The organism is Paenibacillus sp. J31R109, from assembly GCF_059692055.1.
This window is the reverse complement of the sequence record NZ_JCAUAR010000005.1, coordinates 408,715-424,882: the sequence shown is the minus strand read 5'-3', so window position 1 is coordinate 424,882 and position 16,168 is coordinate 408,715. Positions and strand designations below refer to the sequence as shown.

The 16,168-nt window shown below is 45.0% G+C and carries 9 protein-coding genes; all 9 read right to left on the bottom strand.

The window, feature by feature from the left end; translation table 11 throughout:
* Positions 1-45: 45 nt before the first annotated feature.
* Positions 46-3,207 (bottom strand): glycosyl hydrolase family 95 catalytic domain-containing protein, encoded by a 3,162-nt coding sequence (locus AC58QT_RS16855; protein ID WP_497410018.1) that lies wholly within the window; start codon positions 3,205-3,207, stop codon positions 46-48.
* Positions 3,208-3,213: 6 nt separating this feature from the next.
* Positions 3,214-4,083, bottom strand: a complete 870-nt coding sequence (locus tag AC58QT_RS16850) for a carbohydrate ABC transporter permease (protein ID WP_497410017.1) — start codon at positions 4,081-4,083, stop codon at positions 3,214-3,216.
* 13 nt (positions 4,084-4,096) lie between these two features.
* Complete coding sequence (locus AC58QT_RS16845; RefSeq protein WP_497410016.1) at positions 4,097-5,074, bottom strand: ABC transporter permease; 978 nt, start codon at positions 5,072-5,074, stop codon at positions 4,097-4,099.
* Between the two features lie 86 nt (positions 5,075-5,160).
* On the bottom strand, positions 5,161-6,801 hold the full coding sequence (locus AC58QT_RS16840; RefSeq protein WP_497410015.1) for a type 2 periplasmic-binding domain-containing protein: 1,641 nt from the start codon (positions 6,799-6,801) through the stop codon (positions 5,161-5,163).
* A 234-nt stretch (positions 6,802-7,035) separates the two neighbouring features.
* Entirely contained in the window at positions 7,036-9,393 is a 2,358-nt protein-coding gene (locus AC58QT_RS16835; protein ID WP_497410044.1) for a helix-turn-helix domain-containing protein, read from the bottom strand.
* A 156-nt stretch (positions 9,394-9,549) separates the two neighbouring features.
* Positions 9,550-11,979: an RNA polymerase recycling motor HelD gene (helD, locus tag AC58QT_RS16830; RefSeq protein ID WP_497410014.1), complete on the bottom strand. Its 2,430-nt coding sequence runs from the start codon at positions 11,977-11,979 to the stop codon at positions 9,550-9,552.
* Positions 11,980-12,217: 238 nt separating this feature from the next.
* Entirely contained in the window at positions 12,218-13,465 is a 1,248-nt protein-coding gene (locus AC58QT_RS16825) for a DUF4153 domain-containing protein (RefSeq protein WP_497410013.1), read from the bottom strand.
* Between the two features lie 154 nt (positions 13,466-13,619).
* Entirely contained in the window at positions 13,620-14,147 is a 528-nt protein-coding gene (locus AC58QT_RS16820) for a DinB family protein (RefSeq protein WP_497410012.1), read from the bottom strand.
* Between the two features lie 85 nt (positions 14,148-14,232).
* Complete coding sequence (locus AC58QT_RS16815) at positions 14,233-16,098, bottom strand: hypothetical protein (RefSeq protein ID WP_497410011.1); 1,866 nt, start codon at positions 16,096-16,098, stop codon at positions 14,233-14,235.
* Between the last annotated feature and the right edge of the window lie 70 nt (positions 16,099-16,168).

Here is a 16,168-nt window from a genome sequence, read left to right as displayed (position 1 = left end):
CTTGATTTCGATTAAAATTAACTCACACCATACGGTAAAAAGTATCTACAAATATGTGTAATTTTTATTGATAATCAACGTATTTACTCGCCATTGCATGCCTTCGCAAGTGCGAAATCTAATTTTTGCATATCCGTCCTTACTCTGTGTGATCGGCAGGATCTCAGTGACAAATTCGCCAGCCCTAAGCTCTTTATCCGGCTTCCACGTACTTTGCCCCGCAATCTCAACTTCCGTGTAGGATGCCGCCTCAGCATCACCAGATACGAAGAGCACATCATATCTCCCCTTCGGAAGCTCTAGCAGAAACGCAGCTTCACTCGTTCCACCGATGAAATCTCTTCGCAATTCATCAGGCTCTACGCGATCCACAGCGATGAGATCTTGTGTACACTCCCAACCGAGACCATTGTAAGGTGTAAATGACATGTCTGGTGTTATTTTACGAAACGTCTGGCCAAGTACACCTTCCATATGCACCTGTCTAGGCAGCGCTTTGGTATAATCCTTAGTCAACTCATGCAATTCTACGCCAAAATCAAACCGATATGCTGCCAGCCTAGATTCACGGTAATTGCCGGAGTAATAATCGAAAGTAAAATGATCGAGTGTTCTAAAATGCTGCGTGTCTTGGTTTTTGCCAAGGAACACCCTCCGATGGGTATGTGCTTCATGAACGAATGGAAGCTCACCTCTCATTGATAGATCACCATTAGACTTGGTTGTATATAGCTCAAGTAAGATCGATTCCGTTTGCGGATAAATCGTATATTCCCCATTCACTTCTGTCTCAAAGAAAATTAGCTTCTGATCATCCTGCTGAGCTTCTACTGCGATCCAAGAAGAACCCACTTTACGCGCAACGAACACCTGTTTACTAGCATCAAATGGATTGCGCATAACCAACTTGGTTCCAGCTTTACTTATAATCGTAACCCAAGTCGTACGACCATTTTTCATCTGCGCACTAACTTCGAAAGCCCCAACAGCCAATAACCCTTGGAAGGAGCAATCGCGCCATTTCTCGTAACTCCTCACCTTCTCCGCCACTTGATGGTCATATAATCCCACCCGCTGTCCCGGCTCAACCTCACCTGAAGGCAGTGCAGGGAACACCTCGATCACACCATCATAACTTTGCAGCAGCATTTCGTTCACAGCGGCTACCATTTCACCCGAAGCCTCCATCATGTGCGGATGGTAGAGCGGTTCATTCGTGATGTTGCAATAGTTCATCCAGCGTTCCGTTTCTTCTGCAAACAAGCCATTGCTCCTGAGGGATAAGTCGATGCCTTGCTCGTATAGCAGCCTAAGCGCTGTATTGCCTTTCCCCAATCTAGAGGCGACGCAGGATAGCCAGCCGAACTGAAACATACCATATTCCGTCTGCTTTTCTGCATAGTGAAGCGTGTTCTCTGCTCTTTTCCTGCGGGCTGGCTCACTTCGTTTGTCGATTTCTCCTATAGGATAAATCGGCATTAACAGCGAAGGATGTCGCAGATGCATCTCCGCAGGTGCCCATTCGGAATCCAGCAGGACGTCCCCATAACGTGTGGAATCTGCTGTTGGATACGGCGTCAAATTGTCTACAAGTTGCTTCCATTTGAACTGATCCTCTTCTGCTTCGCCAAGCAACGCATTCGCTTCCATCGCAATTTCTAACACATATTTGACCGCAGACAAACTGCAGGTTGAATTGCGGGTCAACGGCCCCTGTTCCGGGGAAATATCCGGAAATATCTCATAGCATCCCGTTTGCTCATTCACCTGCAGATAGCCTTCCAAAAACTTAGCAATCCCCTTGAATACCGGATACGCTTTATCTCGCAAAAAATCAAGATCCCCGCCATAGCGATAATAGTCCCAAAGAAATTGTGCACACCAAGGCCAAATGCTGACATACAGCGCATGTGGGTAATCCCCTGCAATGCCATTCAGCCCATGAAACTGCTTCGCCATACGCTCAGCTTCAGCGACATAAGAGAGTAATCCTTCGTTGAACGCTTCCGCAACTTCAAGGTGATTAGCCGTGTAAAGCGGCCAGAATGCCGCTTGAATATTCACATCCCAATACCACATACTGCCCCACTTGGTCGGCTGTTTAATATCCCACAAACCGTTCAATCCGCACGCTTGCTCGCGCATTCTTCCGCCTTTGCCACTGCAGCAGGCGATCGCATACAGATTGATAAACCAGAGTTCTTCGATCATTTTGTCCGGCAAGGCGATCGAGGAACGTGACCAGAAACGCTTCCAATGCTGTTCATGATCCGCCACTAGGTCACTAACCTGTGAACTGGATTTATGCAATCTCATCCGTGCAGTTTGAAGCAGATCCTTCGTTTCTTCCTCCGTGACCACCGTTGTAAGCAGCGTCATATTTCCCTTCGCATCCTGCAGGGTAATGTCCAAGTACTCGTTGGAGCTTGCAGCTACGCTTCCTTTTGCCCCAATGATCTTCATCATGACGATGAACGCAAATGGTTCGTAGCGCGCTTTATCTTCCCCATCCGGATAGAAATTTCCCAGGTAATAAAATGTCGTCTCATCCCACTGCAGATACTTCACATTCATGTGCACATATCTCCCGAGGGGAACATGCATTCTCACACTAGATAATAGGTTTTTTTGCGTCTGCTTGATTTCTGTAACGACATAATCGCCAGTCTGCGAAATCAGCGTCTTTACTTCAAGCTTGTCACTGCCTTTCTCAACGTGTAAATGCACAACTGCTTGTTCCACATCGAGCTCGAGCGAGTAATGATCAGGATCTCTCAAGATCTCCGAAGGATAGAGCTCAATTTCACCCGTCGGATAATGAGAGGCCCCACCGGATGGCTTGCCATACTTTCTGTACATGCTAGTATCCGATAAGGCATCACCATACAGAAAGAATGGCTCCTCCTCGGGATCGCGATACCTATCTGCTGCCAACGCGCGCAGCTCATCAAATGTACGACCATATTGAAGAGTTAGATCCTGCACATCTCCATTTCGATACTTTTTACTGTACCGATGAAGCTTCTGATAATACACCTCGTAATGATTCAGCGCTAACGTCAGCTTGTTTTCCTCGAAATACGCCATGCCTCCAAAATGTCCGTTACCGATTGGTAACGCTTCGTTCCAGCTGCTAGGAGCGTTTTTGAAAATAACCCCTCTCACACGTATCTCTCCTTCTGTCCATATCTCGATGATCGTAGGCATCCATACCTACTCTTTGATTGCACCAATCATTACACCTTGAACAAAATACTTCTGAAGAAACGGATACAAACAAATGATGGGGAGTGTCGAGACCATAATCGCAGCATACTTAATCGTTTCTCCGATCGCATATCTGTCATCGCCGCCTGACATCATCGAATCTGTATTGTTAGAAATCAATATTTCACGAAGTACGAGCTGCAAGGGATAAGCTTCCCTATTCCGCAGATAGACTAGCGCGCTAAAGTAGGAATTCCAGTGCCCTACCGCATACCACAAAATCATAACGGCAATTACCGGCATCGAAAGCGGAATGACAATTCGGAATAATATTTTCCAATCGCCTGCCCCATCCATTCTAGCGGATTCCTCCAAACTTACCGGAATCCCCTGAAAAGAAGTACGCATAATGATCATGTTAAACGTATTAATCGCACCTGGAATGAGGATCGCCCACATCGTATTCATCATGCCGAGATCGTTCACGAGCAGGTAACTCGGAATGAGTCCTCCATGGAATACCATCGTAACGACGATGAAAAACATGATGATATTTTTAAAATACAGATTCGGTCTAGACAAGACATAGGCACCAATCGCTGTCATGAATAGGTTGATCGTTGTACCGAGGACGACATACAGCAACGTATTCTGATATCCTTTCACAATCATCGGATTCTTGAACACCGCTTTGTAAGCGCCAAAATCAAACCCTGCCGGTTTAAGCATAATTCCGCGATGCTGCAGCAAGGATGTCGCATCGCTAATTGAAGCGAATGCCACGTATAGAAACGGATATAGGGTGACCGCACAAAGTACGAGCATTAACAGAATATTAAAGTAGCCAAACGTGCGCTCTCCACGGGTTAGTTTCATGTGCACAATCTCCTTACCACAGTTTGTTCTCACTGATTCGCTTCACAAAGCTATTGGCCGCAATGATTAAAGCGAAGCTGATGACCGAGTTGAAGAGACCGACAGCGGCCGTAAAGCTATAGCTTGCCTCCAATACCCCTTTGCGATAGACATACGTCGATATCACATCTGCTGTACCATAGGTCAATGGATTGTAGAGCAGGAGTACCTTTTCACTGCCGACCGTCAACATATTCCCCATTTGCAAAATAAATAAGATAACGATTGTTGGCATAATGCCCGGAATCGTAATATGCAGCGTCTGCTTCCAGCGGTTCGCACCATCCATCCTAGCTGCTTCATACAGCGTCGGATCGATCGTAGACATGGCCGCCAAATAAACGATGGAACCCCAGCCAATCCCTTGCCAGATGCCAGAGGATACGAAAAGGAATCGGAACCAGCTTTCCTTTTGCAAGAAATCGATGGGTTCAACGCCAAAGGCGCCGATGATTTGATTAATAAGACCATTGCGGCTAAGAAAGTCAATCATCATCCCAGCCACGACCACGATTGAAATAAAATGCGGCAAATAGGAGATCGATTGCACGACCCTTTTAAACACGCTATGACGAATTTCATTCAACAATAACGCCAGAATAATGGCCGCAGGGAACCCGAACAGAAGATCATAAAGGTTAATCAGAATCGTATTCTTAATCAACCGCCAGAAGTAAATTCCGTTAAAGAAGCTATCAAAATGTTTAAATCCAACCCAAGGACTTCCCAGAATCCCTTTTGCCGGCGAGAAATCTTTAAACGCAATTTGCAACCCATACATTGGTCCATAATGAAAAATTAAGTAATATGCAATAACAGGCAGGGCCATCACATAGATGGACCAATGCCGTTTCAGATCCGCACGTATGGTTTGTAGGACAGTTGGATTGCGATAGGTTTTCGTTGTATGTACGGCCTGTGCAGCCTCAGCAGGTGCAGTGCTTTGCCTCATCGTCTCCCCTACCCTTTCTTTCATAGAATTTATTTGGAAAAAGGGGATAAACTCTAACAACGTTCATCCCCTCGAGCAACGCAGCCTTAGCGTTTATTAAAACGCTCCAAAGCCCCTTGCTGAATTTTAATCGCATCATCAATGCCCATACTTTTAACCTTTTTCACATAAGTATCAAAATTATCAATCGGTTCCACACCCATGATGAATTTCAAGAGCATTTCATCTTGATACGTTTGGATATCCGTCACGATGGAAGCGAACTTGCTGCTTTCATCTTGTGTCGGAGAAACAAGAGGTATTTTACGTTCTGCTGTAGGCGCCGACCAAATTTCCAACGCTTTCTTCTGTTGCGGGAGAGCTAGATATTGCAATTGGAAATTGTCGCTTAGCACGTAAGGTGCACTCCAAGTGGCACGCGTATATTTGGAAATGGATTGCTGTATGCTCGTTCCCGCTGGAGGATTCAACACTTCTGGAAGGAATGTTGCTTTGCCATTCTCCATCTTATAGCTTGTGCCTTCAATTCCGTAGTTGAAGATCAGATTCCCTTTGTCACCGTACGCATAATCAAGCCATTTTACCGTTTCAATTGGATTTTTATTCACAGCTGAAATCGCTGCTCCTACACCGTTATAGGCAAAATCCCGTTGTCCCCAAATCGCTTTCTCTCCGGCTTTTAATACGGGGTAAGGTGCTGCTTCCAGCTTAAAGTTCGGATCTTTGTCCTTCATGAGGCCAGCATATTTACCTAGTCCACCACCATTAAAGGAAACGGATGCACCCATGAGATTGGTCGTCATCTTGTTGTCATACAATTTCTCATTCGGTGCTGCGAAGTCTTTGTCCAGCAAGCCTTCCTTGTACCATTTGTTCATTGTGGCCAGGAATTCCTTATATTCCGGTTGGATTGGACCGTATTTCACAGTACCCTTATCCTGATAGAAGCTATAGTTAATCCCCCATGCGCCAAGGAAAGGAGCGTCTGTAGAAAACATACTTTTATCCAAGTAAATTGGAATTTCATCCGCTTTGCCATTCCCGTTCGGATCTTTTTCTTTAAATGCTTTCAATACCGTGTACCATTCGTCGATTGTCGTCGGCATTTTCAAGCCCAGTTTATCTAGCCAGTCTTGGCGAATCGAAGGACCAAAGCTCACTCTGACTTTGTCATCACCTCGTATGAAAGGAAATGCATAGATACTTCCTTCATCTGTTGAAATTTGCTTTTTCCAATCTGGATGCTCGGCAAGCAGCTTCTTCAGGTTCGGTGCATATTTATCAATGAGGTCGTTCAACTTAATGATTTTTTTATCTAAAATCGCTTTCTCCGGTCCCCCTGGGTACCGAATAACGGAACCGCTTGTCGCTCCCCAGCTCGCTTCAATCACATCCGGTAGCTCGTTGGTCGCAATCATTAAGTTAAATTGCTCTTGCGCTTGCGGAACCTCGAGTGGAGGATGCTGGAATTCAACCTTTACGCCAGTTGCTTTTTCAAGTTCTTTGTACATGCCCATTTCGGCGTACGTTTTCATTTGACCAGAGACTGCAGAGTGATTAGCTACCCAATACGACAATTTGCTTAGCTTTGGCGGCTGCGCTTCTGTATTGGATTGCGGTGTTGCCGATGTGCTTGTGCTCGCCGTATCGTCACCGCATGCGCTTACCGAAATAACCAGTGCAGACAGCAATGCAATAGACCCTACTTGTTTTAATCTTTTCTTCATTTGTCTAGCCTCCCTTTATCATGAGTAACGCCTAGCTTGAATGGCACCGGCGATCTTCCTCGCCATCAGCACCTGTTCCCAAGTATGCTTTTTGAAATAGGGAATGCATACTGCCTAGTTCTCATTTCCGTTGTATTTTAGTAAGAAATACAGGCGTTGTGAGAAATCATCAGCCCGTATTAGAAATCGACGGTAGCTATTTCCACAAAAATAAGCAGCCTATTAGGCTGCTCATTACGTATCTGAGCCAATAACCTCCGTTAAGCTCGTCTCCCGATATTTTCCTGGCGTTACACCTTCAAGCTTCTTGAAAGCTCGAATGAAAACGACATCATTGTTGTAGCCTACCTTCTGCGCAATCTGAACAATGGTCAGTTCTTTGCGCTCCATTAACTGCTTCGCATGTTGAATCCGTTTCGTCGTGATGTAATCGAGCAGATTCTGCCCTTGATGTTTTTTGAAAAAAGTGGACAGATATTGCGGTGTCATTTGGATACGTTCAGCAATTTGAGCTACCCCTAGGTTAGAATCACCCAGATTCTCATGGACAATACGGATGATTTCCTGCAGTCGCAGTTGACCATGATCCGAACGTTCCAGATTAAACGAACGGGTAAGTGTTTCGTAAAGTTCCTTGGTTTTCATATACATGCCTTGTGCCGTGGGATAACTGAATACTTCTTTAATCGGATCGAATTCGGTGCCTAGCACCTCATCTTGATTCGTGTTCGTCGAGTTTAGGATTTTCAGGAGTGTACTCGTCACATTAAAAAACAAACATTTACCCAACTCAGGGGTTATATGGCTGGAATTGAAATTCATCGAATAAATTTTATCAAGCAGCTTGGCTACATTCTCGGTATCACCGCTGCGAACAAAGTTAATTAACTGAATCTCGCTTTCTAGCGGATAATAATAGTGCTGCTTCACATCCATGATATCTTTAAAATGAATAATGGCATATTTACCTTGAATCAACCTATATTCAAGCGCGGCGAGTGCTTCGGGATACGATTCACGAATCGCTTTCGGACCCCAATGAATGCCGCCAACAGCGATGGAGATGCCGATTTGGAATCGCTCCGAGGTGATGTTGTAAAGCGATTCGGCAATTTCTCGAATGTCCAATTCAGCTAGCTTTTCACGATTGGCTGTTAAATTAATGAGAAGCGCGATGCGATCCCTGTCGAGCTCCACCGAAAATCCTCGGTGCGTAGCCGCTGTCAGATCCGTACCAATATTTGAAATAATAAATCGCGCATGCGCCCACTGCTGCTCATCCTCTTCCTTCAGATGTTGCATATCCTCGATCTTCACAATGAGAACAGCAAAACAATCACTGACAAAGCTCAGATCCATAAATCGCAACGAATCACCATTGGCTGGCGATATATCAACATCCATGTGACCATTCAGAAGACGAGACAAATAATTGGCCCGTATGAACGGAATTTGCTGACCTAAGGTCATGCGCAAATGTTTCTCTTCATGTATGGACCCTTCCACCGTTTGCCGAATAAACTCATATTCATTCGAAGAGGGCCGCCCGATCATTTCTTTTCCACGCATGATGGCATTCACTGTTTTCTGAAGCGGCTTATATGTGCGATACGCACCTAGGCTAACCGCCACAAGCCCGGCAATGAGGCACAGGATAAATAAACCTATAGACCAACTTTGGATTTGATTGACCTGTTGCATGAATACATCGTTAGGCATGATCGAGACATATTTCCAGCCTGCTTTTTGGGACGAAGTGACTGACACCACTTGATCCACACTCCCGAGCTTGTAATCAAATGGCCCTGATCTTTCTTGGATACGTCCAAGCAAGTCTGCTGGAAATGGGGTCTCACTGTTGCTCATGATCGTATTGCCATCATGATCAATAATATAAACGGAGCTATGACTGGCAGATTCCATCTGCGCGAATAATTCTTTGACGTGATCCACATCGATCAACACAATAAAACTCCCTAGATTTTGGGATTGTGATTGGACGGGTAGTGACTGTATGTAAGTAATCACATTCTTCGGTGATTGATCAATATCAGTGATTAAAGCGGCTACCGGTAAGTAGGACATCTTATGTTCCTTACTTAACAGACGACGCCACTCCTCATACGGCATGTTCTTATATGGATAGTAGATGGAATAAAAGGTTGACGAATCCGTTACCAAATCAGATTTGACAATGGTATTGCTGCTTGCAAAGTAGACATAGTAATCGAGGATGAAATTGCTGGTCATACTGCGATACTTACTCATCTTATCGCGCATGAATTGAATAAATTCATATTTATCAACATCATTGGAGTTGGCTGGAATCCGAAGCATATAATCCAACTTGGGATCAAACACAACTTGGCGCATTAACGTGTCCACTTCGGACAATTTGTTATCAAGGGATAGCTTCAGCTGCTCGAGCATGGCTACATTGGATCTTGTCGTACTTCTTTCAAGACTTTGCTCCACCTTTGTGTACAGAAAAAGACCCATTGCAAGCGGTATCAATAAGATAAACAAGTTGGAGGCGATCATCGTTGAAAGGGCGCTTTTACGACTATTGAAAAGACGAATAATGAAAGGCATTTTCAAAACAATCTCACCATCCATTCCACAAACGAATTTACTAGAGATTGTAACTGCTCTCTACCAAAGTTGCAATACACCTTTTTTCGCAAATGAGAAAGGAGCCACGCTGCTGAAAGCTGCGGGCTCCTTGTTCTTCATCGTGCAATGCTCGATTTATTGCTCTACTTCATATAGGAGAGGCTCCATCGCTTGGATAAATGGCGTCCACTCCCCTGTCGCGTAGAGGACAAGCCGGTGCATCGCACGGGTACATGCCGTATAGAAGAGCTTGCGTTCACTTTCTCTAACGTAGGTTTGAGAAGAGGCATCATAGATCAGAACAGCGTCGAACTCGACTCCCTTCGCCAGATAAGAAGGAATCACCATGGCTCCCTTCTCGAACGTGAGCGTCTCCTTCGTAATTAGCCGCAGCGCATCGGAGCCCTGCGATTTCAAGACGTCATACGCCTGACGGCTTTCGTCTGCCGTTCTCGTAATAACGGCGATCGAGTCGTAGCCTTCCGCCCGAAGCGCCGCGATGTCGGCTATTATGCGTTCGGCCCTCTTCTCGCTGCTGATAACGTTGACGAGGCTGGGCTTTCGGCCACTCCTCTCAAAGGGCACAATCTCTTCGTTCGGCAATAACGCCTTCGTAAACGCCACAATCTCGCGCGTGGAGCGATAGCTTCGGACAAGCCGAATGAGGTTAGTTTCGCCTTCGCCGTAAAGCTTGGTCAATGGCGAATCCAGCTCGTGCAGATTCGTCGCCTGCGGGAAGATCGCTTGACTGAAATCTCCCAGCACCGTCATGCGAGCGCGAGGAAAAAGCATCTTGAGGAAATAGAATTGGAACGGCGAATAATCCTGACCCTCATCCACGAATAGATGACGTACTTCTGTGTTCGTCCGATTGCCTTCGACGAGCTCCTTCAAGAACAAGAAGGGAGCCGCATCCTCGTAAAACAACTCAGACTGACTCAACTTCTCCTTTGTTTGCTTGCTTATCTCCTGCCAATGCATAGGCATATCCATCTCGTTCGTCATTTCCTGATAGGCAGCCTCGTCACCGAACAGACGAGCATACAAGCCAATCATATCGATGAACTTCAGCCGTTTCACCTGCTGCCTTAGTGGTTTAAACCATGCTTTCACGATCATCTGGCGCAGCAGCTCTTCTTCCTGCATGGCATAATCAAAGTCAAAGTCTTCGGCTTCACCCAGCCCTTCTTCCGCATCACCATAAATACCAACATATTCTTCGTTAAAATGAATGACAGTCCCCTCTTGCTTATGTCTCCGGACTAGCTCCTTGTAGGCTTCTGCGTATTGTTCGTTGTCGAGATAGTTCAGTTCATCTTGAACCCATTGCGCCCTCCGCTCCTTACGTTCAAGTACGGATAGTTTTTTCAGCAGCCATTCCTGCAATAGAGCGACCCGATTAGCTAGACGAATTGAGCTGTCGTAGCTATAAAATTGGGCTTCCATCTGCTCCGTGGATACCAACTCGCCATCTCGAAAAGGGATGCTTTGGAATAACATTCCTTCTTTACGCAACCACAGCCCATACTGCTGAAGCGCCTTTAAATAAGCTTTTGATGCTTTGTAATGAATACCGCTCAGCCGTGCTTCATAGCCATATGAGTTCGCATCTGACAGGACATATTCAATCTGGTCAAACGGGTTTTCGAGTTGGAACGTGGAGGCTAGCCAGTAGGCCAGATATTCCTGCATCGTCGTTTGCTGCAAGTTCTCCTCACCGAGCTCTGGCAGAACCGTAGACACATAACTATTAAACATCGGGTTTGGTGAAAAGAGCACAATTTGATCCGCTTTTAGTTTATCGCGGTGCTTATATAGCAGGTAGGCTGCACGTTGCAATGCCGCGGAAGTTTTTCCGCTGCCTGCTGCTCCCTGCACGATGAGCATAGCACTTGTATCATCCCGAATGATCGCATTTTGCTCTCTTTGGATGGTCGCTACAATGCTCTTCATTTGTGTATCTGCGCCTTTGCCAAGCACCTGCTGAAGCAATTCATCGCCAATCGTTACACTGGTATCAAACACCGTGTGAAGTTGACCGCTGCTAATCTGGTATTGACGCTTCAACCTCATATCCCCTGTAACTCGGCCTCCTGGCGTATCATATATCGCCGCTCCCGGCGAGAAGTCATAATACATGCTTGCGATAGGCGTTCGCCAGTCGTAAACAAGAAAGTCTATCCCGTCTCGATCAACGAAGGATGACACACCGATATAAATGTGCTCGCTGAGGCTGCTTCCTTCCTCTTGAAAATCGATGCGCCCGAAATAAGGAGACGTTAGCAGCCGCTTCATACTTTTCAACCGCTGCATCCGTTGTCTATGACTGCGCTCCCGTTCAGACAACAAAGCTTCTTGCTGTTTCATGCTGTAAAATGTTTCTTCGAAATCTTCGGCGTTGCTTGTATTAATCGTTACTTCCTCCCAGAAGCGCTTGCGAATGTCCGTCACCTGATCGCGCAACCCGGATACCTCCGGTTCCAATTCAGCAATAGTTCCTCGCAATTTGTCCATAACCGTAGTTAACCGCTCTTGTTCTTGCTGCCAATCTTTCGCATTTATCATCTTTAGGAACACTCTCCTTCGTGGTCTTATGAGAAAAACAAAAAATGTTTGACAAACGGTAAGTCATCATGCTAAAATTTAAGTATAGATAAAATGCATTAAATTTATATTTTTTACTCATAAAAACAGAAATGACTTTTCGATTTTAACATAGATTTCACTCGCATGTAAATGATTAATTCACAAAGAAGAACCGGCATTTTTTGCCGGTTCTTCTTTGTGTTGCCTTATGATTCCTCTACTTAAAAAGGATAGGAAAAGTAAACGCTACAACTGCCGCCCACACCCCATACACGGGCAAATACTTCGTAACGGCATCTTGGATCGCTGTAGGACCAGTTTGATTTCGTAGAAACCGTAAATAAGATAGCATGATCCAAATGAGATTAGCCCAGATTAGCAGGTTCACACCAAGAACAGCAAGTCTGTTCGGTGAAATCCCGTAAGAGGAAAGCCTGAACACGATCGCGGATAGAGCTACACTATCAACGATGAGCGCAAGAACAATGAGGCCTAAGTTGATATAATCAGACAGGTTCTTCCTCTCTTCTGTACCGCTTTCCGTTATGGAAAAAATGGTGACAGCCAAAACACTAAGAAGCACGCCATTGAAGGAGAGCAGAAAATCGCGGTCCATGAAAGGATTTTTCCCGACCCAGATAACCGTGATCAGATACACCAACAGGGTTGCCAATACGAGTGGACTAAAAATTTTCGCTATATAAGGTGCCATATTTTTAGCAATTCTAAGATTCCGTGCTACAAGATAAGTACCAACAATGGAGAGTGCTGCTGCACCAAATAATACGACATTTTTGAAATAGAAATCGCCAATATCCATACCGACAAAGCGAAATAGCTGCATCGTTAGTCCTGTTAAAAGCATGCCGCTAATGGCCATGATCGCATAGAGTATGCCGAATTCCCCATTAAACTTCAGATAAGCTAACCTAGTACTGCCTTTCCGATAGTCATTTCCTGTAAAAGCTAGCCCCACAACTACCCATAAAAAAATAGGAAGATGAATATAAGCCAAGATCATACTGTCCGTTTGCTCGAGTGGCAGTATATTCAGATAGACACAAGAGATGAGGAATAATGCGCCAAGCGTGTATAGCACATTTCGGTTAGGACGATTAATCGTTACAAAATAGATCGCCATGATGGGAAGAATACCAAATGCCAAGTTAATTGGGGCAATCGTTTCTTGTTCCACAAATTGAAAAATAATCCTTGTGATTAACCCTGCCAATATAGCTAAGATCCCCATGAAGATAAAATTTTTCTGAAACAGGGGCGCTTTTTCTGTATGTACGCTCTCCTTGAAATGCAATCTTTCGTGCCAAACGGCAAGCACCTCCGAATGAGGGTTTTGTTGCCATGCGGCTGTGAAGGACTGTTTAAAAGCATCGGGATCCTGTCTAAACATTCTCTCTAGCTCGTGGGGATTCGTCATCTGTTCGATAATCCGATTGTTGATGTCCACGGTGATACCTCCCTCTCATCTTTGTCACTTTCGTCAATTTGATATTAACCCACAATTTATCGTTTTGCAATATATAATTACCGAATATAACGATATAATTGTTGTTATGTAGAAAAGACAGCCAACCCACTGGGTCAACTGCCTTCTGATGTAATTATCCTAGTGTTCGTTTCTTAATCAAGCTGATCTGTCCTCTATGGTTGATTTCATCTTCCATGACGTGGAACCACATAAAATAGTGATTAGCTTGCTTTTTATACCAGAACTCTTCTTCTTGATATAACCACTCATCATCAACGGACTTAAACAACTCAAACGTACGATTCCTGATTTCATTTAAGGTATTTACATAATAATCGATCGCATTCCCTTTAATCTTTTCACGACCTTCATCACCTAGATTGATCGCGGCTCCCCAGATGAGCATCTCTTCTTCATTCAAATCTCGCTTTTCAAACGTTTCGACTTGATAGGCGTATTCGACCGCTGCACAATGTGATAATAAGGCACCGATGGAATTGCTTTTGGCGTCTAACAAGAAATCCAGTTGCTGCACAGTTAAATTTTTCGTCATTTCTAAGGTAACATATCTGGCATAGTTCATCATCGATAGTAACCGACTAACTTGGGGTGTATAACCAGGTATATCCGTAATGAGATAAATATTGTTCATGTTGATCATATTTTCCTCCGGCATGGTAGTTGTTCAGAACGGCCGTATCGCCCGACTTTTAGTAATTCGCGAACGAATTCAACGTTCCTGCTCTCTAGCTTCCTTCCTCGAAAACTTGAATAGACAGTAATTTCCCATCTGCTTTATTTTCCTGAAACGTTATTGGCACTATGCTGTTTGGAAAAGGCACCTCTAACCGCTGCGCACGAATTTTTTCATTGCTTTGCTCAGAAAGCTCCTTACTTTCATAACCACCCTGAATGCCAGCTTTAGACAGCAGTTCCAGGGACTTCTGGACATTGGCACCTTGATATCGGTTACGCAAGTTGTCGGTCCAAGTCTCGTCATTCCAATCTGGTGCTTTCACGATAATGCCAGATCTCCGCATCGTACCTAGCACCATGTTGACCATGTGACCGTCACCTTCCTGCATCGCACAAGCTAGCATAAGGTAAGCGCGGTTCATCGTACCTATCATATTAAACTCATTTTTAGCCGCCAACATTTCGAATAGATTCTCTGCTCGCTGATCTGCCGTTAACCAATAGGCATGAAAATCCATCGGATTTACTTGACTTGTTGCTGGGATCAAATACTTCCCATCCTTCGATACACGGAACACCTTGGAGACATCAAATCGCGTCGGGTATTGCAAGACAAACACATGCTTTCCGTTTTCACTTACCATGATTTGTACGGACAATGGATCCCGAGGCTGCGCCTCACCTGGAAGGATCGTGGAAGAACCATGTAAACTAGAATAGTAGTTGCTGCCGTCAGCGGCGGTCTCCCTAACAAGGCGATACATCAAACGACTCTTCTTTACATTCGACTGAGTAGTTTCATACACCGAGTATCCGTTCTTGATACGGACTTCCTCGTTGATTTGCCACGTGATGTCGGCTATCCCTCGCAGTTCATCAGGCTTCGATTTCGATAAATCCGGCAGTTTTATTTCCATATGGTAACCGTTGTTCTGCCATTCATAAGCGGTATATTGTTGCTGGGATGCGTAGAAGACATCAGAGAAGGTATTGGAATAAGCAACGCCTTCGAGCCGCTCTTTACTCCCCCAATCAAACGCACTTAAGTGCTTGCCCACAGCAGTGAAGCTACCTGTTGCAAGAAGCACCGGCACAAGCAGAACAACGAGAATGTTTACAATTTTACGTGTTCGGACCTCATCCCCTGCTAGTTCTGACGCCGGTTGGCGGTCTAGACTCAGTTTGACAGACAGATGACTCATAAACGCACCAATCAACCAGGTTCCTATGAATGCGTACGCTATTAACGGTACCACTAGTCCCCAAGGGGCAGCCAACTGCTGCAAAGAGCTGATTACTAACGTGCACAGCATTGCAAACAACGCAAGAGGCAGCATGGAGGTAAAATAGCGCCTAAATAGCCGAGGAGCTTTTCCTAATGCCTCATGGAAAGGAATATCTTGAAGAACAATTAAATACGGTGTAAGTGAGTACAACATGATTGTAATTATCAAGACGAGACCCAAAGGAAAGAAAACTGCAGCAAGGACGAAAGTCAACACGCTTATTATGCCTTGAAATAACGACCAAGCGATCATATCGCTGAAGTACCTGCATCCATAAGCAAACAGCGGGACTACCTTACGGTTCAGAACCCATCCTTTTAAACCCCCAAGGTACATGCCTCGAACAAAACTTTGCAATCCCATGACAGCCAATGAAACCAGAATGGCTGTGATTCCCCATACGTTTGTCCCTGCCTGAAGATACGTATATGGGATTTTCAAGTCTTTAAGCGAAGGCATGTATAACGGAATCGTTGCGTTAAATCCTGCGTTTCCCATAGCAGCCGTTGTCGATACCGTTGACGGAGAATAGGGAAACACGGAAAACCCCCAGTATAAGCCAAGACCAACTAGTGCCGAGATCAGTACTTCAAACACCATCACCACAACAATCAAACGTGTGTAGGCCATCGTTACCTCCTCTTTGTATGATCAACGCTGTGTACTACTATTCAAAGCATATAGGAAATTAATGGGAAAT

What these genes read in the sequence shown, in the direction of transcription:
- AC58QT_RS16855 (WP_497410018.1), bottom strand. Translation starts at nt 3,207, where the DNA reads ATGCCTACGATCATCGAGATATGGACAGAAGGAGAGATACGTGTGAGA.
- AC58QT_RS16850 (WP_497410017.1), bottom strand. Translation starts at nt 4,083, where the DNA reads ATGAAACTAACCCGTGGAGAGCGCACGTTTGGCTACTTTAATATTCTG.
- AC58QT_RS16845 (WP_497410016.1), bottom strand. Translation starts at nt 5,074, where the DNA reads ATGAGGCAAAGCACTGCACCTGCTGAGGCTGCACAGGCCGTACATACA.
- AC58QT_RS16840 (WP_497410015.1), bottom strand. Translation starts at nt 6,801, where the DNA reads ATGAAGAAAAGATTAAAACAAGTAGGGTCTATTGCATTGCTGTCTGCA.
- AC58QT_RS16835 (WP_497410044.1), bottom strand. Translation starts at nt 9,393, where the DNA reads ATGCCTTTCATTATTCGTCTTTTCAATAGTCGTAAAAGCGCCCTTTCA.
- helD (WP_497410014.1), bottom strand. Translation starts at nt 11,979, where the DNA reads ATGATAAATGCGAAAGATTGGCAGCAAGAACAAGAGCGGTTAACTACG.
- AC58QT_RS16820 (WP_497410012.1), bottom strand. Translation starts at nt 14,147, where the DNA reads ATGATCAACATGAACAATATTTATCTCATTACGGATATACCTGGTTAT.
- AC58QT_RS16815 (WP_497410011.1), bottom strand. Translation starts at nt 16,098, where the DNA reads ATGGCCTACACACGTTTGATTGTTGTGGTGATGGTGTTTGAAGTACTG.